Below are 17,929 nucleotides of genomic sequence, written 5' to 3'. Positions count from 1 at the left end.
AGAATATTATGACTGAAATTGTAAAAGCAAGCCTTGAAAATGGTGTGCAAAAAATTCGTATCACGGCAGACAAAGGCTACCATCCAGCCCACATTCAACTGCAAAAAGGGATTCCTGCTGAGATTACCTTTCATCGTGTGACACCTTCAAACTGTTATAAAGAGATTCTCTTCGAAGAAGAAGGACTTTTAGAACCAATCGCTCAAGACGAGGAAAAAGTCATTCGCTTTACGCCTCAAGAATTGGGTGAGCATGAATTTTCATGCGGCATGAAGATGCAAAAGGGAACCTATACCGTTGTTGAAAAAACTAAAAAGTCTCTCAGTCTTTTTCAGCGTTTTTGGATTACTAGTATCTTTACTGTGCCTCTTGTGATTCTCATGATTGGGATGTCTACAGGAGGAATTAGTCACCAAGTCATGCGTTGGGGCACCTTTTTAGCCACAACACCCATTATGCTGGTAGCTGGAGTTCCATATATCAGAAGCGCCTGGGCTAGTTTTAAAAAGCACAATTCCAACATGGATACCTTGGTTGCTCTGGGAACCCTAGTGGCCTATTTCTATAGCTTAGTTGCCCTCTTCACTGGGCTGCCCGTTTACTTTGAAAGTGCTGCATTTATCCTCTTCTTCATTCTTTTGGGAGCAGTTTTTGAGGAAAAAATGCGAAAAAATACTTCGCAGGCAGTCGAAAAATTATTAGACCTACAAGCAAAAACAGCAGAGGTTTTGCGTGATGATGTTTATGTTCAAATCCCTCTAGAACAAGTCAAAGTTGGGGATCTCATTCGCGTTCGACCAGGTGAAAAAATTGCCGTTGATGGGACTGTGTTAGAAGGTGAAACCAGCATCGATGAATCAATGGTGACTGGGGAAAGTATTCCAGTCGATAAATCAGTTGGAGATGCTGTCATTGGTTCAACCATCAATAATAGTGGTACGATTATTTTTAGAGCTGAAAAAGTAGGTTCTGAAACCATGTTGGCTCAGATTGTGGACTTTGTGAAAAAAGCGCAAACGAGTCGTGCTCCTATTCAAGATTTGACAGACAAGATTTCTGGGATTTTTGTACCAGCAGTTGTCATTTTAGGACTTCTTACTTTTTGGATCTGGTTTGTTTTCTTAGGAGAAAGCTTTGTGACGTCGCTCCTCTATGGAGTAGCAGTTTTGATAATTGCCTGTCCTTGTGCACTAGGACTCGCGACACCGACAGCACTCATGGTTGGAACAGGACGAAGTGCCAAGATGGGGATTCTTCTCAAAAATGGTACAGTTTTACAGGAAATCCAAAAAGTCCAAACAGTTGTTTTTGATAAGACAGGAACCTTGACCGAAGGGAAGCCAGTGGTAACAGATGTTGTCGGAGATGAAGGAGAAGTGCTAAGTTTGGCTGCTTCACTGGAAGATGTATCTCAACACCCGCTAGCTCAAGCAGTTGTAAATCGTGCATCTGAACTAGGAATTAGCCTTTACCCTGTTGAAAACTTCCAAGCCTTACATGGAAAAGGTGTGACTGGGGATATTAATGGTAAACAAGTCTTGCTGGGGAATGCCAAACTCTTAGATGATCTTGCTATTCCACATGATTATCAAGAACGATTTGATTTGCTTGAGAAAGAAGCAAAAACAGTTGTCTTCTTATCCGTTGATGGTGAGTTAAAAGGCTTACTTGCCTTGCAAGATGTCCCTAAGGAAAATGCTCGAGAAGCCATTGCTAAATTGAAAAAACGTGGTCTTAGAACGGTCATGCTTACTGGAGATAATGCTGGAGTAGCCCATGCGATTGCAGAGCAAATTGGAATCGAAGAAGTAATCGCAAATGTCTTGCCAGAGGAAAAGGCACATGAAATTCACAAGCTTCAAAAGAATGGCAAATTGGCCTTTGTTGGAGATGGTATCAATGATGCGCCGGCCCTCAGTGTAGCGGATGTCGGAATTGCCATGGGATCTGGTACAGATATTGCCATTGAATCAGCAGATCTTGTCCTTACAACCAACAATTTACTAGGATTGGCACGTGCTTTTGATATGAGTAAGAAGACCTTTAATCGTATCCTACTCAATCTTTTCTGGGCTTCTATCTATAACCTCATTGGTATTCCGATTGCAGCAGGAGTCTTTTCAAGTCTTGGTTTGGTGCTCAATCCAGAACTTGCAGGATTGGCCATGGCCTTTAGTTCAGTCTCTGTTTTAATCAGCTCTCTTATGCTTAATTTTACTAAAGTCGATTAATACTCTTCGAAAATCAAATTCAAACCACGTCAGCTTCACCTTGCCGTACTCAAGTACAGCCTGCGGCTTGCTTCCTAGTTTGCTCTTTGATTTTCATTGAGTATAAAAAGGCGGTTTTAACCGCTTTTTTGCTATTCTAAAACAGATTTTCGAAACGTTTTCAAACTGTACTGTAATAGAGAATGAAGTTTTCTGAGCACATTCTTATGAATCTGAAATCAAATGTGATAAATTAGGATTGTAAATTTACTGAATCGTTTTCAAAAAACATATAAAAGCGCTTTTATCTTTTATCAAATTAACTTTAAGGAGAGTTATCATTATGACTCAAGGGAAAATTACTGCATCTGCAGCAATGCTTAACGTATTGAAAACATGGGGCGTAGACACAATCTACGGTATCCCATCAGGAACACTTAGCTCACTTATGGACGCTTTGGCTGAAGACAAAGATATCCGTTTCTTGCAAGTTCGCCACGAAGAAACAGGTGCTCTTGCAGCGGTTATGCAGGCTAAATTTGGCGGATCTATTGGTGTTGCAGTTGGTTCAGGTGGTCCAGGTGCGACTCACTTGATTAACGGTGTTTACGATGCAGCTATGGATAACACTCCATTCCTTGCTATCCTTGGATCACGTCCAGTTAACGAATTGAACATGGATGCCTTCCAAGAATTGAACCAAAACCCAATGTACAACGGTATCGCTGTTTACAACAAACGTGTAGCTTACGCAGAGCAATTACCAAAAGTTATTGACGAAGCGTGCCGTGCTGCAGTTTCTAAAAAAGGTCCAGCCGTTGTTGAAATTCCAGTAAACTTTGGTTTCCAAGAAATTGACGAAAACTCATACTACGGATCAGGTTCATATGAGCGCTCATTCATCGCTCCAGCTTTGAACGAAGTTGAAATCGACAAAGCTGTTGAAATCTTGAACAATGCTGAACGTCCAGTGATCTACGCTGGTTACGGTGGTGTTAAAGCTGGTGATGTGATCACTGAATTGTCTCGTAAAATTAAAGCACCAATCATTACGACTGGTAAAAACTTTGAAGCTTTCGAATGGAACTATGAAGGTTTGACAGGTTCTGCTTACCGTGTTGGTTGGAAACCAGCCAACGAAGTGGTCTTTGAAGCAGACACAGTTCTTTTCCTTGGTTCAAACTTCCCATTTGCTGAAGTTTACGAAGCATTCAAAAACACTGAAAAATTCATCCAAGTGGATATCGACCCTTACAAACTTGGTAAACGTCATGCCCTTGATGCTTCAATCCTTGGGGATGCAGGTCAAGCAGCTAAAGCAATTCTTGATAAAGTAAACCCAGTTGAATCTACTCCATGGTGGCGTGCAAACGTGAAGAACAACCAAAACTGGCGTGATTACATGAACAAACTCGAAGGTAAAACTGAGGGTGCGCTTCAATTGTACCAAGTTTATAATGCAATCAACAAATATGCTGATCAAGACGCTATTTACTCAATCGACGTAGGTGACACTACTCAAACATCTACTCGTCACCTTCACATGACACCTAAGAACATGTGGCGTACATCTCCACTCTTTGCGACAATGGGTATTGCCCTTCCTGGTGGTATCGCTGCTAAGAAAGACAATCCAGATCGCCAAGTATGGAACATCATGGGTGACGGTGCATTCAACATGTGCTACCCAGACGTTATCACAAACGTTCAATACGACCTTCCAGTTATCAACGTTGTCTTCTCAAATGGTAAATATGCCTTCATCAAGGACAAATACGAAGACACAAACAAACACTTGTTTGGTTGTGACTTCCCTAATGCTGACTATGCGAAAATCGCTGAAGCTCAAGGAGCTATTGGATTTACAGTTGACCGTATCGAAGACATCGACGCAGTCGTTGCTGAAGCTGTTAAATTGAACAAAGAAGGTAAAACTGTTGTTATCGATGCTCACATCACTCCACATCGTCCACTTCCAGTAGAAGTACTTGAGTTGGATCCAAAACAACACTCAGAAGAAGCTATTAAAGCCTTCAAGGAAAAATACGAAGCAGAAGAACTCGTACCATTCCGCCTCTTCTTGGAAGAAGAAGGGTTGCAATCACGCGCAATCAAATAATCCTGCTCGTCGAAAATCAAAAGTAAACATTGTAGATTTTATGCATTGATTTTCTTAGAGAGAAACTTAAAAGATCGGAGCAATCCGGTCTTTTTCTTTTATGTATTTTCTGTTAAAATAGATTCATTAGGATATTTTAAGGAGAAAAAGATGCCAACAACTTTCTTTCTATTATTTGGCTTAATGAGTTTAGGCTTTGCTGCCTTCACCTATTTCATGTTCGACTTTTTTATCTTCAGTAATTACAGAAATGCCAAGAGATGCACCGAAAGAACGGAAGGAGTCATTATCCGATATTCCTATGCTCTTTATAACGGAATTAGCCTGCCAGTTGTCGAGTACACTATTGATGGGAACCAATACAAGGTTGTCGGGCCAAAATTTCTATCTGCGATTTCAAATACAATCAGTACTCCCTTAGGTTCTATTGTATCTGATGTAAAGATGGATAATTTTGAAGATGGTGAAATCCCTCAGGTTTTAAGATACAAGATTTATAGGAACAGTTTCATCTCTTTAACAAAATCACCTTTAATGGAACGATTTCCAATTGGGGGAAAGGTAACTGTTTATTATGATCCTAAAAAACCAAAACATTCCTATGTAGAAAGACCTTTAAAACCAGGTCGTTATGCATGGTTGACTAAATGTGTTGTCTATCTCCTTGTTTTTCTGATGATTGCCTTGGCATTCTTTATCATGTTCATTCTTCCAAATCTTGTCAATTAAGTCCTTCGATATAATAAGAAGTCTATATCGTTACTATTTTTATAAAATCTTCTCCCTACTTTATAAGATAAGAAAAAGAGTTCAATTAGAACTCTTTTTTTGCTATAATGAGGGTGAAAAATTAGACAGGAGATGTAACATGTCAGAACCATTATTTTTAAATTCCGTAATGCAAGAAAAAATCTGGGGTGGTACTAAACTTCGTGATGAGTTTGGCTACGACATTCCAAGCGAAAAGATTGGTGAGTATTGGGCAATATCAGCTCACCCAAATGGTGTTTCTAAGATAGCTAATGGCCGTTTTGAGGGAACAGACCTAGCTACTTTGTATGCAGAACACCGTGAGTTATTTGGCAACCGTCCAGAGCCAGTATTTCCACTCTTAACTAAAATCCTCGATGCCAATGACTGGCTCAGTGTTCAAGTCCACCCAGACGATGCTTATGGATTAGAACATGAAGGTGAACTTGGAAAGACAGAGTGCTGGTATATTATCGCAGCAGATGAAGGTTCAGAGATTATTTATGGTCACAATGCCAAGTCAAAAGAAGAACTTCGTCAGCAAATCGAAGATAAAAACTGGGATGCCTTGTTAACCAAAGTACCTGTAAAAGCTGGAGATTTCTTCTATGTACCAAGTGGCACCATGCACGCTATCGGTTCAGGTATCTTAATCCTTGAAACGCAACAGTCTAGTGATACAACTTACCGTGTCTATGACTTTGATCGTAAGGACGATAATGGCAACTTGCGCGAGCTCCACCTTGAAAAATCCATCGATGTTTTAAATATCGGTGAGCCTGCTAACAGCCGACCTGTGACTGTTAAAGCAGATGACCTGCGTTCAACTCTTCTTGTGTCTAATGATTTCTTCGCAGTTTACAAGTGGGAAATCACTGGAAAAGTTGACTTTGAAAAGACAGTTGACTACAGCTTGTTTAGTGTCTTGGCTGGTGAAGGGAAACTGACTGTTGATGGAAAAGATTATCCAATCCAAAAAGGTAGCCATTTTATCTTGCCAAGTGATGTTGAAGCTTGGACTTTGGAAGGATCAGATTTAGAATTGATTGTAAGCCATCCATAAAAAGAAAGGACCTGAGTTTATTACTCAAGTCCTTTTTTTACATAAATTGCGCGATAAAGACCACGATGATGATAATTGGAATGATGAAACGAAGAAGGAAAAGCCAGACTTGGGGAAATATTTATCTTCAAGGTTTTTAAGAATAAGTCATGGTTTCTAGGAAAGACTATTTTATATAGATAAAGATGAAATTTCAAATAAGCAAAAATAGATGGAGATAGCTCCGTCTATTTACTATTATTTTAGTTGGTAGGACCAGTTGTCTCCTTCTTTGTAGTAAAAGAACTCACTTAGATCTTCTTCAAGAAAAACACGAAGCATATCAGACATATCCTCAGTAGCTAGTTTAAGATGAGATAGATTTTCAAAATTCTCCCACCAGACTTTTCCTTCGTCTGAAGACTGGAGTTCACCAGTAAAGTGTTCTGTCTTGTAAAAAAGTACGACATAGCGAAAATCAGCATCATCATACCAATCTTTGATACCACAGAGTTGGGGTTTGGAAATGGTCAGACCAGTTTCTTCTTTCACTTCACGAATGACGGCATCGACAAAGGATTCACCACGTTCAACATGCCCACCAGGAAAAGTAATGCCAGGCCAGTCAGGATTAACTCGGTCTTGAACTAGAACCTTGTCTCCGTTTTGAATCATACACATATTGACAAATTCGACTGATTCTCTTCTGTTCATAGGCTTCTCCTTCGTATTTCTTAATCATAATGTAGACTTCCTGCCACCCATCCGGTACAGAGGGCAGAAGTGATGTTAAAGCCACCTGTGTGGGCATTAATATCCAGTACCTCGCCAGCAAAGTGAAGTCCAGGAACCAGTTTGCTTTCCAGAGTTTTAGGATTAATTTCCTTGAGACTAACGCCACCTTTGGTCACAAAGGATTTAGCCAAGGACATCTTACCAGTAACAGGGATTTTGAAGGCCTTGATAGACTGGATAAGTTGGTCGCGTTCTTTTTCAGTTAGCTGTTTGACTTTTTCTGGATAGCCTTGCACAAAGAATTCTGCCAAGCGTTCAGGCAACAAGGCTTTTAAGGCATTTTTTAAGGATTTATCACGATTTTCTTCTAAAAATGCCACCAAGTCGCTCTCAGAAAGTTGAGGCAAGACATCCAAAGAAAGGACTTCACCTCCCTTGACTAAGCTTGACATACGCAGAGCAGCAGGACCAGATAAACCAAAGTGGGTAAAGAGCAGATCATGAGTGATGACATGCTTGCCATAGCTTAGAGTCACATCATCCAGCGAAATTCCCTGCAAGGCCTTATGCGGAAAATCTGTCAATAAAGGACTTTCAGCGGCTTCGAGCTCAGTAATGGTATGCTTAAAATGGCGAGCAATCTCGTGACCAAATCCAGTTGAACCAGTAGAAGGATAGGATTTGCCACCTGTTGTGACAATGAGTTTATCACAAGTGAAGGTTTGGTCTGCGGACTTAAGGACAAACTGGTCATCTATCTTTTTAACAGAAACAATCTCTGTTTGAGTGGCAATTTGCCCGCCTAGTTCCGTAATTTTCTTCTCCAGAGCTTCGATAATGGTTCGCGATTTATCGCTGGCTGGAAAGACACGTCCGTGGTCTTCAACCTTGAGTTTAACACCATTTTCTGTGAAAAAGTTGATGATATCATGGTTATCAAACTGGGAGAAGACGCTGTATAGAAAGCGCCCATTTCCAGGAATGCCGGCTAATAGGTCATCTAGGGTTCCGTTGTTAGTGACGTTGCAACGACCACCACCAGTTCCAGCTAATTTTTTTCCAAGTTTTCTATTTTTTTCGATGAGAAGTGTTTTCTGCCCGTAAAAGCTACTGGAAATTGTAGCCATCATACCAGCAGGACCACCTCCGATGACAATAGTATCAAAATGTTTCATAAGAGTATTGTACCATAAAAAAACAAGAGATGATTAGACATCTCTTGTCAGATTTATTAGTTGATTTCGTATCCCATGAGGAGCCCGCCTTCTTCTGCATAAAAACTGCAAAGCCCAGAAGTAGGGATAATTTTAATATTAGCTTGCGGGTACTTTTCTCGCAAGAGTTCTGAGAGTTGTTGGCAGAATTTTTCATTGCTACGATGAGCCATGACGATACGGCCACCGGCATAGCCAGCTTTGAGCAATTCTTCATAAGCAGCTTGAAGTGATTTTTTAGCACCACGAGCTTTTTGGAGGAGTTCCAAGGTTCCAGTTTCACTTGCTTCGCCAACCATACGAATATTGAGTAGCCCGACAACTGTACCAATAAGCTTACTTAGGCGACCGTTTTTAACCAGGTTATCAACCTTAGCAAGAACGAACAACAACTTCGTTTTTTCTTGGTAAGTAGTAATAACTTCAACCACCTCTTCAAATGAAAGTCCTTGGTGAATCAAGTCATTGATTTTCTCAACAGTTAAGTCAACCTCTCCACCAGCAGACAAACTATCAATAACGTGAATCTGAGTATCAGGGTGTTCTTCGAGATAGATATTCTTAGCTAATTGAGCGCTATTGTGGCTACCAGAGAGAGTTCCAGTGATAGTCACTACAAAAATATGTTTGGCACCTTCAAAAGCACGTAAGTAATCATCAGGACTAGGGCAAGCTGATTTAGAAGCTTCAGAAGTCGCATACATAGTTTCCATCATCTGATCAATATCCAGATTGGCATCATCGACAAAGACTTGATCTGCTACCTGAATCTTTAAGGGGACACTGACAAATTCAGTATCAAAAGCAGGGTTTTCCAGTTGGCGATAATCACAACCAGAGTCAGCTACAATCTTCCAAGTCATAGAAATTCTCCATCTTTATCACTTATACATTGACAAAGGTTCTGTCTTTTTTTACAATTATATCATGAAAGCCCTTGAAACAAAAGTAGTACCTCTCTGTTGTCACAAGTAGAAAGAAATTGTTATGTCTGAACGTAAAATATCTGAAAAATCGCTTGAAAACCTTAGAAAATCAAACCAAGAATCTAATTTGCTAACCAGAGAAGCGATTGAAACAGCTCTTTTGCAACTCTTGGAGAAAAAGGACTTGGCTAAGATTAGCATTTCTGAGTTAGTCAAGCGTGCTGGCGTTTCTCGTGCAGCTTTTTATCGAAATTATGATTCAAAAGAAGAGATTTTAGAAAGTGTCTTTAAACGTAGCGTCCATAACATCATGGAGCAATTGAGTCATTACGATGTTAAAACGGATCTCTATCTGGTTTGGGTTCATCTTTTTCGAGAAGCCAAGAAAGAAGCCAAGGTTATTCAGCTTGCCCTGGACTATCACTTAGAAAAAATCTTTGTGCAAGCTATGCAAGAATTTCTAGAAAAATACTACGGGAAATCAAAAGGTGTCAGCTCTTACCTGCATTCATTTTGGAGTTCGGCCATCGTATCGGTCTTGCTTAAATGGATCAAGGATGGGATGAAGGTACCTGCTGAAAAAATCGCAGATCTACGCCTGCCATTTTTCAAAAAATAAGTTAAGAGGAGAAAAACTATGACAGAAAAAAGACTAGCTTGGGATGAGTATTTTGCTGCTCAAGCCCTATTGATTGCCAATCGTTCAACCTGTAAGCGTGCCAAGGTAGGAGCCGTTTTAGTTAAGGATAACAAGGTTGTTTCAACAGGCTATAATGGCTCTGTATCAGGAACAGAACATTGTATTGACCACGATTGTCTGGTGATTGAAGGCCACTGTGTCCGCACTCTTCATGCAGAGGTAAATGCTATTTTACAAGGGGCAGAGCGTGGCGTTCCAAAGGGCTTTACAGCCTATGTCACTCATTTTCCATGCCTTAACTGTACCAAGCAGTTACTACAAGTAGGATGTGAGCGTGTAGTTTATATCAATCAATACCGTATGGATGACTATGCCCAGCATCTTTATCATGAAAAAGGAACGGAGTTGACTCATTTACCACTTGAAACAGTGCAAGCAGCTCTCCAAGCAGCTCACCTGATCTAGAATTTGTAAAAAAATAAATGGTTTAAAAAGCTTTTTAAGCCATTTTTTGATATAATAAGAAGAATAAATTGAAAGAAGGAATTCTGAAAATGGGAAAACTTGAAGTTATTAATCATCCACTGATTCAACACAAATTGTCAATCTTGCGTCGCACTGACACTTCTACAAAAGCTTTTCGTGAGTTAGTTAACGAGATTGCAATGTTGATGGGATATGAAGTACTTCGTGATCTTCCGCTTGAAGACGTTGAAATCGAAACACCTATCACAAAAACAGTTCAAAAACAGTTGGCTGGTAAAAAATTGGCAATTGTCCCAATCTTGCGTGCAGGTATTGGTATGGTTGATGGACTATTGAGTTTGGTTCCAGCGGCCAAAGTTGGGCACATTGGTATGTACCGTGACGAAGAAACCCTTCAACCAGTAGAATACTTAGTAAAATTACCTGAAGATATTGACCAACGTCAAATTTTTGTAGTTGACCCTATGCTTGCAACAGGTGGATCAGCGATTTTGGCTGTTGACTCCCTTAAAAAACGTGGGGCTTCAAACATCAAGTTTGTCTGCCTTGTATCTGCTCCTGAAGGGGTCAAAGCTCTCCAAGAAGCTCACCCAGATGTAGAAATCTTTACAGCAGCTTTGGATGAGCGTTTGAACGAACACGGCTATATTGTTCCAGGTCTTGGTGACGCAGGAGACCGCTTGTTCGGAACAAAATAAGATTCTAAGGTGATATTGAGACTATAGCTTAGTCTTAGTTTTGAAAGGAGGTTAAATTTTTGTATCTGTTATTAGGATAGAGCAAAAATTTGACCTTTTTTGACCAAAAATATATAATAATCCTATTAACAAAGAAATTAGAAATCAAAAAAGGAGAAATGAATGATTCCTGTAGTTATTGAACAAACAAGTCGTGGAGAACGCTCGTATGACATTTACTCACGTCTTCTTAAGGACCGCATTATCATGTTGACTGGACCAGTCGAAGACAATATGGCAAATTCAGTCATCGCCCAATTGCTTTTCTTGGATGCCCAAGATAGTACAAAAGATATTTACCTTTATGTAAACACTCCTGGAGGTTCTGTATCAGCTGGTTTGGCAATCGTTGATACTATGAACTTTATCAAGGCAGATGTCCAAACTATCGTTATGGGAATGGCAGCCTCAATGGGTACAATTATTGCTTCAAGTGGAGCAAAGGGCAAACGTTTCATGCTTCCAAATGCAGAATACATGATTCACCAACCAATGGGTGGTACAGGTGGTGGTACTCAGCAGACTGATATGGCCATTGCTGCTGAACACTTGCTTAAAACTCGTAAGACTTTAGAACAAATCCTAGCAGATAATTCTGGCAAATCAGTTGAGCAAATCCACGCAGACGCTGAACGTGATTACTGGATGAGTGCCCAAGAAACTCTTGACTACGGTTTTATTGACGAAATTATGGCTAATAATTCTTTGAATTAAACTACTAAAGCAAGCTCGACTGAGCTTGTTTTTTTTGATATAATAGAAGGAAGATTGTTAGAAGGAAGTTGAATTATGTTTCAAAAAGAGAATCGGTCTGGTCTGATTATCTATTTATACTATAATCGCGATGCTAAAAAACTCGCAAATTATGGTGATATTTGTTACCACTCAAAAAAACATCGTTACCTACAACTTTATGTCCCAACAGAAGAAGTGGAAGAGCTGGTAAATCGTTTAGGAAAAGAGAAATTTATCAAAAAAGTGAGAGTTTGTCATATTCAAGAATTGGAAACTCCTTTCGTTGGTAACCTATATAAAACCAACGAAAACGTTATCATTTAAAAAAGTGAGAGAAACTTGTTGACAATTTTCTGATAATTCGGTATATTCTTAACATGTAATTTAAATTGAACATAAAAAGGAGATAAACATGAAGAAAAAATTTGCATTATCACTTGTAGCTCTTGCAAGTACAGCTCTCTTAGCAGCTTGTGGGGAAGTGAAGTCAGGAGCTTCAAACACAACTGGTAACCCAATTGATGAAAAAGTTGTAAAAATTGGTTTCAACTTCGAAGAGACTGGAGCAGTAGCTGCTTACGGTACATCTGAACAAAAGGGTGCTCAACTTGCAGTTGATCAAATCAATGCTGCTGGTGGTGTTGATGGAAAACAAATCGAAGTTGTAGATAAAGATAACAAATCTGAAACTGCTGAAGCGGCTTCAGTTTCTACAAACCTTGTTACTCAATCAAAAGTAGCAGCTATCGTAGGGCCTGCGACTTCTGGAGCAACTGCTGCTGCAGTGGCAAACGCTACTCAAGCTGGTGTGCCATTAATCTCGCCAAGTGCTACTCAAGATGGTTTGACAAAAGGACAAGACTTCCTCTTCATCGGAACATTCCAAGATAGTTTCCAAGGAAAAATCATCTCAAACTACGTTTCAAACAAATTGAACGCTAAGAAAGTTGTTTTGTATACTGATAACTCAAGTGACTATGCTAAAGGTGTTGCAAAAGCTTTCCGTGAATCATTTAAAGGTGAAATCGTAGCAGATGAAACATTTGTATCAGGTGATACAGATTTCCAAGCAGCTTTGACAAAAATCAAAGATAAAGACTTTGATGCTATCGTATTGCCAGGTTACTACACAGAAGCTGGTAAGATTGTAAACCAAGCTCGTGGTATGGGAATTGATAAGCCAATCATCGGTGGTGATGGATTTAATGGTGAAGAGTTTGTTCAACAAGCAACAGCAGAACGCGCATCAAACATTTACTTCATCTCTGGTTTCTCATCAACAGTTGATGTGTCAGATAAGGCGAAAGCTTTCCTTGAAGCATACCGTGCGAAATACAATGAAGAGCCTTCAACTTTTGCAGCTCTTGCATATGACTCAGTTTACCTTGTAGCAAATGCAGCAAAAGGTGCAAAAACTTCAGTTGATATCAAGAACAATCTTGCTAAAACACAAAACTTCGAAGGTGTTACAGGTCAAACAAGCTTTGATGCAGATCACAACACTGTGAAAACAGCCTTCATGATGACCATGAATAATGGTAAAGTAGAAGCGGCAGAAGTCGTAAAACCTTAATCTTATAGATATCGTAAATGGGGAATGAGCTTTTACTCACTCCCTGTTTCGGTATTTATAAAGGGATTATTTTTTTAGAAAAATCCTAAAAATAAAACTTAGAAAGAGTGAACCATATGCTTCAACAACTTGTCAATGGTTTGATCCTAGGGAGTGTTTATGCGCTACTAGCCCTGGGTTATACCATGGTTTATGGAATTATCAAGCTTATTAACTTTGCCCATGGTGATATCTATATGATGGGTGCTTTCATGGGTTATTTCTTGATTAATGCCCTCCATTTAAATTTCTTTTTAGCCTTAATTTTGTCCATGATTGGCTCAGCTATTCTCGGTGTTATCATCGAGTTTCTAGCCTACCGTCCACTCCGACATTCAACTCGTATCTCTGTATTGATTACTGCTATTGGGGTATCCTTCTTGCTTGAGTATGGAATGGTCTATCTAGTAGGTGCCAATACACGTGCCTTTCCTCAAGCAATCCAAACAGTTCGTTATGACTTGGGTCCAATCAGTCTAACAAATATTCAATTGTTGATTTTGACAGTTTCGATTGTCTTGATGATTCTTTTGCAACTCATCGTGCAAAAAACAAAAATGGGGAAGGCCATGCGTGCCGTATCTGTAGATAGTGATGCAGCTCAGTTGATGGGGATCAACGTAAACCGTACAATCAGTTTCACCTTTGCCTTAGGATCAGCTCTGGCTGGTGCAGCAGGTGTCTTGATTGCCCTTTATTACAACTCTCTCGAACCATTGATGGGAATGACTCCAGGTATTAAATCTTTCGTTGCTGCCGTTCTTGGTGGTATCGGTATCATACCTGGTGCAGCTCTTGGAGGTTTTGTAATTGGTCTATTGGAAACTTTTGCAATCGCTTTTGGATTGTCAGATTTCCGTGATGCCATCGTGTATGGAATCTTGCTCTTAATCTTGATTGTTCGTCCAGCTGGTATCCTTGGTAAGAATGTGAAAGAGAAGGTGTAAACAATGAAAGTAAATGTAAAAGCTAATATTCTCTGGATATTCCTTTTGTTGCTTGGATATGGTATGATTAGCCTCTTAGTTTCACTTGGTATTTTAAACCTTTTCCATATTCAAATTCTGGAGCAAATCGGTATCAACATTATTCTTGCAGTAGGACTTAACCTAATCGTTGGTTTCTCTGGCCAATTTTCACTTGGACATGCTGGATTTATGGCTATCGGTGCTTATGCTGCAGCTATTATCGGTTCAAAATCTCCAACTTATGGTGCCTTCTTTGGAGCTATGTTGCTCGGCGCCATCATTGCTGGTTTAGTTGCCCTCATCGTAGGAATTCCTACCCTCCGTTTGAAGGGGGACTATCTTGCAGTTGCGACACTTGGGGTTGCTGAGATTATTCGTATCTTAATTGTCAATGGCGGTAATCTTACAAATGGAGCTGCAGGTATTTTGGGAATTCCAAGTTTCACTAACTGGCAAATGGTATATATCTTTGCCGTGATTACAACTATTTTAACACTGAACTTTTTACGTAGTCCAATCGGTCGTTTAACCTTGTCTGTTCGTGAAGATGAAATTGCGGCTGAGTCAGTAGGGGTCAATACAACAAAAATCAAAATTATTGCTTTTGTATTTGGAGCTATGACTGCAAGTATTGCAGGATCACTCCAAGCAGGATTTGTCGGTTCAGTTGTACCAAAAGATTATAGTTTTATCAACTCTATCAACGTTTTGATCATCGTTGTATTTGGTGGTTTGGGATCAATCACAGGATCAATTGTTGCGGCCATTGTTCTTGGTATTTTGAATATGTTACTCCAAGACGTTGCTAGCGTTCGTATGATTATCTATGCTTTGGCTTTGGTACTTGTTATGATTTTCAGACCAGGTGGACTCCTTGGTACATGGGAATTGAGCCTATCACGTCTCTTTAAAAAAGGTAAGAAGGAGGGACAAAACTAATGGCATTACTTGAAGTAAAAAACTTAACCAAACATTTTGGTGGTTTGACGGCTGTTGGAGATGTAACTCTCGAATTGAATGAAGGTGAACTTGTTGGCTTGATTGGACCGAATGGAGCGGGCAAAACAACTCTTTTCAACTTGCTGACAGGAGTTTATGAACCGAGTGAAGGAACTGTTACTTTGGATGGACACTTACTAAATGGGAAGCAACCTTATAAAATCGCATCCCTTGGTTTAGGGCGTACCTTCCAAAATATTCGTCTTTTTAAAGACCTGACAGTTTTGGACAATGTTCTCATCGCATTTAGCAATCATCATAAACAACATGTATTTGCTAGTTTCTTGCGCTTGCCAGCTTTCTATAAGAATAAAGAAGAATTGAAAGCCAAAGCTTTAGAATTACTAAAAATCTTTGATTTAGATGGTGATGCTGAAACTTTAGCTAAAAACTTAGCTTATGGTCAACAACGTCGTTTGGAGATTGTTCGTGCTCTTGCCACAGAACCTAAAATTCTTTTCTTGGATGAGCCTGCAGCGGGAATGAATCCACAAGAAACGGCAGAATTGACTGAGTTGATTCGTCGTATCAAAGATGAATTCAATATTACTATCATGCTGATTGAACATGATATGAACTTGGTCATGGAGGTCACAGAGCGTATCTATGTTCTTGAGTATGGTCGTTTGATTGCTCATGGAACACCAGATGAAATTAAGAACAACAAACGCGTTATCGAAGCTTATCTTGGAGGTGAAGCCTAATGTCTATGTTAAAAGTTGAAAACCTCTCAGTACACTACGGTATGATTCAAGCTGTACGTGATGTAAGCTTTGAAGTCAATGAAGGAGAAGTTGTTTCTCTAATCGGTGCTAACGGTGCAGGTAAAACAACTATTCTTCGTACTCTATCAGGACTTGTTCGTCCAAGTTCTGGTCGAATTGAATTTTTGAGTCAAGAAATCCAAAAGATGCCTGCACAGAAGATTGTGGCATCAGGACTTTCTCAAGTACCAGAAGGTCGTCATGTCTTCCCTGGTTTGACAGTTATGGAAAACTTGGAGATGGGAGCTTTTCTTAAGAAAAATCGTGAAGAGAACCAAGCTAATTTGAAGAAGGTATTTTCACGTTTCCCACGTTTGGAAGAACGTAAAAACCAGGATGCAGCAACTCTATCTGGTGGTGAACAGCAGATGCTTGCCATGGGGCGTGCACTTATGTCGACACCAAAACTCCTTCTTTTGGATGAACCATCAATGGGTCTTGCTCCGATTTTTATCCAAGAAATTTTTGATATCATCCAAGATATTCAAAAACAAGGAACAACCGTTCTCTTAATTGAGCAAAATGCTAATAAAGCACTAGCCATCGCTGACCGAGGATATGTTCTTGAAACAGGAAAGATTGTCCTATCAGGAACAGGAAAAGAACTCGCAGCATCAGATGAAGTCAGAAAAGCATATCTAGGTGGCTAAAACAATCCAGTGGATTGTTTTAGTCGGCAGATAAAGATTGCGCAAGCAATCCACATTAGTCCGGGGGACCATTTAGTCGGCGGATAGAGATTGCAAAGCAATCATACAATCTACATAAGTATAAGATTAAGGGCTCTAAGTTGAGCTCTTTTTCGTAAAGTCCTTCAGATTTTTCTGAATCTTGAAAAAGAAATGAAAGCGTTTGATAGCTTTCCGTAAAAAGTGTATAATAAAACTATAAACATAAAGGAGATTTCCTATGGCAGTTAAAGATTTTATGACTCGTAAGGTCGTTTATATTAGTCCTGATACAACTGTTGCGCATGCAGCAGATTTAATGCGTGAACAAGGCTTGCACCGTCTTCCTGTTATTGAAAATGATAAATTAGTAGGATTGGTGACAGAAGGAACAATTGCTGAAGCTAGTCCATCAAAAGCAACTAGTCTTTCAATCTTTGAGATGAACTACTTGCTAAACAAGACAAAGGTAAAAGATGTCATGATTCGTGATGTTGTTACTGTTTCAGGATATGCTAGTTTGGAAGATGCAACCTATCTCATGTTGAAAAATAAGATTGGTATCTTACCAGTTGTTGATAATGGTCAATTGTATGGCGTTATAACAGATCGAGATGTATTCGGAGCCTTTCTTGAAATTGCTGGTTATGGTGAAGAGGGAATCCGTGTTCGTTTTATCACAGAAAATGAAGTTGGGGTACTCGGTAAGATTGTTTCTTTAATCGTTGAGGAAAATCTTAATATTTCTCATACTGTTAATATTCCACGTAAAGATGGTAAGATTGTTATCGAAGTCCAAATTGAGGGAACGGTTGATCTTAGTTCCTTGAAGAAGAAATTTGAAGAAGAGAATATTTTCGTAGATGAAATTACCAAAACTGCAGCAAAAAAACTCTAAAAAATAAACTATCATTGTTTTATACTTGCGAAAAAAATTTTTTTCTAGTATAATAGTTTATTGTGAGCAAACCTCACTTACCCCATGCAAAGACTTGGGGTCATTAGACCAAAAGGAGGAACATATCAATGGCTAAATACGAAATTCTTTATATCATTCGTCCAAACATTGAAGAAGAAGCGAAAAACGCTTTGGTAGCACGTTTTGACTCTATCTTGACTGACAATGGTGCAACTGTTGTTGAATCAAAAGATTGGGAAAAACGTCGTCTTGCATACGAAATCCAAGATTTCCGTGAAGGACTTTACCACATCGTTAACGTTGAAGCAAACGATGATGCAGCTCTTAAAGAGTTTGACCGTTTGTCAAAAATCAACGCTGACATTCTTCGTCACATGATCGTCAAGCTTGACGCGTAAGAAGGTA

19 protein-coding genes are annotated in these 17,929 nt (G+C 39.5%); 16 read left to right on the top strand and 3 right to left on the bottom strand.

Translation table 11 applies throughout. The features are described from left to right. Positions 1 to 8 precede the first annotated feature (8 nt). The 4 genes from NMM19_RS00900 to manA all read left to right on the top strand — a co-directional run bounded on the left by NMM19_RS00900 (position 9) and on the right by manA (position 6,142). Positions 9 to 2,231, top strand: a complete 2,223-nt coding sequence (locus NMM19_RS00900; protein WP_178895268.1) for a heavy metal translocating P-type ATPase — start codon at positions 9 to 11, stop codon at positions 2,229 to 2,231. A gap of 322 nt (positions 2,232 to 2,553) precedes the next feature. Further along, entirely contained in the window at positions 2,554 to 4,329 is a 1,776-nt protein-coding gene (gene spxB, locus NMM19_RS00895; RefSeq protein WP_178895267.1) for a pyruvate oxidase, read from the top strand. Between the two features lie 150 nt (positions 4,330 to 4,479). Beyond that, entirely contained in the window at positions 4,480 to 5,058 is a 579-nt protein-coding gene (locus tag NMM19_RS00890; protein WP_178895266.1) for a DUF3592 domain-containing protein, read from the top strand. Positions 5,059 to 5,197: 139 nt separating this feature from the next. Continuing rightward, on the top strand, positions 5,198 to 6,142 hold the full coding sequence (gene manA, locus NMM19_RS00885) for a mannose-6-phosphate isomerase, class I (RefSeq protein WP_178895265.1): 945 nt from the start codon (positions 5,198 to 5,200) through the stop codon (positions 6,140 to 6,142). A gap of 237 nt (positions 6,143 to 6,379) precedes the next feature. Here the strand turns inward: manA and NMM19_RS00880 are convergent, their stop codons facing one another. Genes NMM19_RS00880 through NMM19_RS00870 form a run of 3 tightly spaced genes read right to left on the bottom strand, consistent with a single transcriptional unit; the run spans position 6,380 to position 8,933 of the window. Next, positions 6,380 to 6,835, bottom strand: a complete 456-nt coding sequence (locus NMM19_RS00880) for an 8-oxo-dGTP diphosphatase (RefSeq protein ID WP_178895264.1) — start codon at positions 6,833 to 6,835, stop codon at positions 6,380 to 6,382. Positions 6,836 to 6,855: 20 nt separating this feature from the next. Then, positions 6,856 to 8,031 carry an NAD(P)/FAD-dependent oxidoreductase gene (locus NMM19_RS00875; RefSeq protein WP_178895263.1) on the bottom strand — a complete coding sequence of 392 codons (1,176 nt, stop codon included), beginning with the start codon at positions 8,029 to 8,031 and terminating at the stop codon, positions 6,856 to 6,858. A gap of 56 nt (positions 8,032 to 8,087) precedes the next feature. Continuing rightward, on the bottom strand, positions 8,088 to 8,933 hold the full coding sequence (locus tag NMM19_RS00870; protein ID WP_254729664.1) for a DegV family protein: 846 nt from the start codon (positions 8,931 to 8,933) through the stop codon (positions 8,088 to 8,090). Positions 8,934 to 9,057: 124 nt separating this feature from the next. Between NMM19_RS00870 and NMM19_RS00865 the strand changes: the two genes are divergently transcribed. The 12 genes from NMM19_RS00865 (at position 9,058) to rpsF (ending at position 17,922) form a co-directional block, all read left to right on the top strand. Further along, complete coding sequence (locus tag NMM19_RS00865) at positions 9,058 to 9,615, top strand: TetR/AcrR family transcriptional regulator (RefSeq protein ID WP_178895261.1); 558 nt, start codon at positions 9,058 to 9,060, stop codon at positions 9,613 to 9,615. A gap of 18 nt (positions 9,616 to 9,633) precedes the next feature. Then, the gene (locus NMM19_RS00860; protein ID WP_178895260.1) at positions 9,634 to 10,101 is read left to right on the top strand and encodes a cytidine/deoxycytidylate deaminase family protein; all 468 of its coding nucleotides are present in this window, start codon (positions 9,634 to 9,636) and stop codon (positions 10,099 to 10,101) included. Between the two features lie 89 nt (positions 10,102 to 10,190). Then, positions 10,191 to 10,820, top strand: coding sequence for a uracil phosphoribosyltransferase (upp, locus tag NMM19_RS00855; RefSeq protein ID WP_006150334.1), 630 nt, complete (start codon positions 10,191 to 10,193; stop codon positions 10,818 to 10,820). 162 nt (positions 10,821 to 10,982) lie between these two features. Next, the gene (clpP, locus tag NMM19_RS00850) at positions 10,983 to 11,573 is read left to right on the top strand and encodes an ATP-dependent Clp protease proteolytic subunit ClpP (protein ID WP_060956027.1); all 591 of its coding nucleotides are present in this window, start codon (positions 10,983 to 10,985) and stop codon (positions 11,571 to 11,573) included. Positions 11,574 to 11,648: 75 nt separating this feature from the next. Further along, positions 11,649 to 11,918, top strand: coding sequence for a YlbG family protein (locus NMM19_RS00845; RefSeq protein WP_178895259.1), 270 nt, complete (start codon positions 11,649 to 11,651; stop codon positions 11,916 to 11,918). 88 nt (positions 11,919 to 12,006) lie between these two features. After that, positions 12,007 to 13,167: an ABC transporter substrate-binding protein gene (locus NMM19_RS00840; RefSeq protein WP_178895258.1), complete on the top strand. Its 1,161-nt coding sequence runs from the start codon at positions 12,007 to 12,009 to the stop codon at positions 13,165 to 13,167. A 116-nt stretch (positions 13,168 to 13,283) separates the two neighbouring features. Continuing rightward, positions 13,284 to 14,153, top strand: coding sequence for a branched-chain amino acid ABC transporter permease (locus NMM19_RS00835; RefSeq protein ID WP_178895257.1), 870 nt, complete (start codon positions 13,284 to 13,286; stop codon positions 14,151 to 14,153). Between the two features lie 3 nt (positions 14,154 to 14,156). After that, positions 14,157 to 15,113 (top strand): branched-chain amino acid ABC transporter permease, encoded by a 957-nt coding sequence (locus NMM19_RS00830; protein ID WP_178895256.1) that lies wholly within the window; start codon positions 14,157 to 14,159, stop codon positions 15,111 to 15,113. Continuing rightward, positions 15,113 to 15,877 carry an ABC transporter ATP-binding protein gene (locus tag NMM19_RS00825; RefSeq protein WP_178895255.1) on the top strand — a complete coding sequence of 255 codons (765 nt, stop codon included), beginning with the start codon at positions 15,113 to 15,115 and terminating at the stop codon, positions 15,875 to 15,877. Before NMM19_RS00830 ends, NMM19_RS00825 begins: the two co-directional genes overlap by 1 nt. Beyond that, the gene (locus NMM19_RS00820) at positions 15,877 to 16,587 is read left to right on the top strand and encodes an ABC transporter ATP-binding protein (protein WP_178895254.1); all 711 of its coding nucleotides are present in this window, start codon (positions 15,877 to 15,879) and stop codon (positions 16,585 to 16,587) included. The genes NMM19_RS00825 and NMM19_RS00820 overlap by 1 nt, the downstream gene beginning before the upstream one ends. A 259-nt stretch (positions 16,588 to 16,846) precedes the next feature. After that, complete coding sequence (locus tag NMM19_RS00815; protein WP_178895253.1) at positions 16,847 to 17,503, top strand: CBS domain-containing protein; 657 nt, start codon at positions 16,847 to 16,849, stop codon at positions 17,501 to 17,503. Positions 17,504 to 17,631: 128 nt separating this feature from the next. Continuing rightward, entirely contained in the window at positions 17,632 to 17,922 is a 291-nt protein-coding gene (gene rpsF, locus NMM19_RS00810; RefSeq protein ID WP_002896497.1) for a 30S ribosomal protein S6, read from the top strand. Positions 17,923 to 17,929 lie beyond the last annotated feature (7 nt).

The organism is Streptococcus sp. CF8_St5-17 (genome assembly GCF_024295665.1).
Lineage (GTDB): Bacteria > Bacillota > Bacilli > Lactobacillales > Streptococcaceae > Streptococcus.
This window is presented reverse-complemented; position numbering and strand designations above follow the sequence as displayed.

Coding starts and splice junctions, on each gene's coding strand:
- rpsF (WP_002896497.1), top strand. CDS start 17,632: ATGGCTAAATACGAAATTCTTTATATCATTCGTCCAAACATTGAAGAA.
- NMM19_RS00835 (WP_178895257.1), top strand. CDS start 13,284: ATGCTTCAACAACTTGTCAATGGTTTGATCCTAGGGAGTGTTTATGCG.
- NMM19_RS00860 (WP_178895260.1), top strand. CDS start 9,634: ATGACAGAAAAAAGACTAGCTTGGGATGAGTATTTTGCTGCTCAAGCC.
- NMM19_RS00840 (WP_178895258.1), top strand. CDS start 12,007: ATGAAGAAAAAATTTGCATTATCACTTGTAGCTCTTGCAAGTACAGCT.
- spxB (WP_178895267.1), top strand. CDS start 2,554: ATGACTCAAGGGAAAATTACTGCATCTGCAGCAATGCTTAACGTATTG.
- upp (WP_006150334.1), top strand. CDS start 10,191: ATGGGAAAACTTGAAGTTATTAATCATCCACTGATTCAACACAAATTG.
- NMM19_RS00845 (WP_178895259.1), top strand. CDS start 11,649: ATGTTTCAAAAAGAGAATCGGTCTGGTCTGATTATCTATTTATACTAT.
- NMM19_RS00830 (WP_178895256.1), top strand. CDS start 14,157: ATGAAAGTAAATGTAAAAGCTAATATTCTCTGGATATTCCTTTTGTTG.
- clpP (WP_060956027.1), top strand. CDS start 10,983: ATGATTCCTGTAGTTATTGAACAAACAAGTCGTGGAGAACGCTCGTAT.
- NMM19_RS00900 (WP_178895268.1), top strand. CDS start 9: ATGACTGAAATTGTAAAAGCAAGCCTTGAAAATGGTGTGCAAAAAATT.
- NMM19_RS00865 (WP_178895261.1), top strand. CDS start 9,058: ATGTCTGAACGTAAAATATCTGAAAAATCGCTTGAAAACCTTAGAAAA.
- manA (WP_178895265.1), top strand. CDS start 5,198: ATGTCAGAACCATTATTTTTAAATTCCGTAATGCAAGAAAAAATCTGG.
- NMM19_RS00825 (WP_178895255.1), top strand. CDS start 15,113: ATGGCATTACTTGAAGTAAAAAACTTAACCAAACATTTTGGTGGTTTG.
- NMM19_RS00870 (WP_254729664.1), bottom strand. CDS start 8,933: ATGACTTGGAAGATTGTAGCTGACTCTGGTTGTGATTATCGCCAACTG.
- NMM19_RS00890 (WP_178895266.1), top strand. CDS start 4,480: ATGCCAACAACTTTCTTTCTATTATTTGGCTTAATGAGTTTAGGCTTT.
- NMM19_RS00880 (WP_178895264.1), bottom strand. CDS start 6,835: ATGAACAGAAGAGAATCAGTCGAATTTGTCAATATGTGTATGATTCAA.
- NMM19_RS00875 (WP_178895263.1), bottom strand. CDS start 8,031: ATGAAACATTTTGATACTATTGTCATCGGAGGTGGTCCTGCTGGTATG.
- NMM19_RS00815 (WP_178895253.1), top strand. CDS start 16,847: ATGGCAGTTAAAGATTTTATGACTCGTAAGGTCGTTTATATTAGTCCT.
- NMM19_RS00820 (WP_178895254.1), top strand. CDS start 15,877: ATGTCTATGTTAAAAGTTGAAAACCTCTCAGTACACTACGGTATGATT.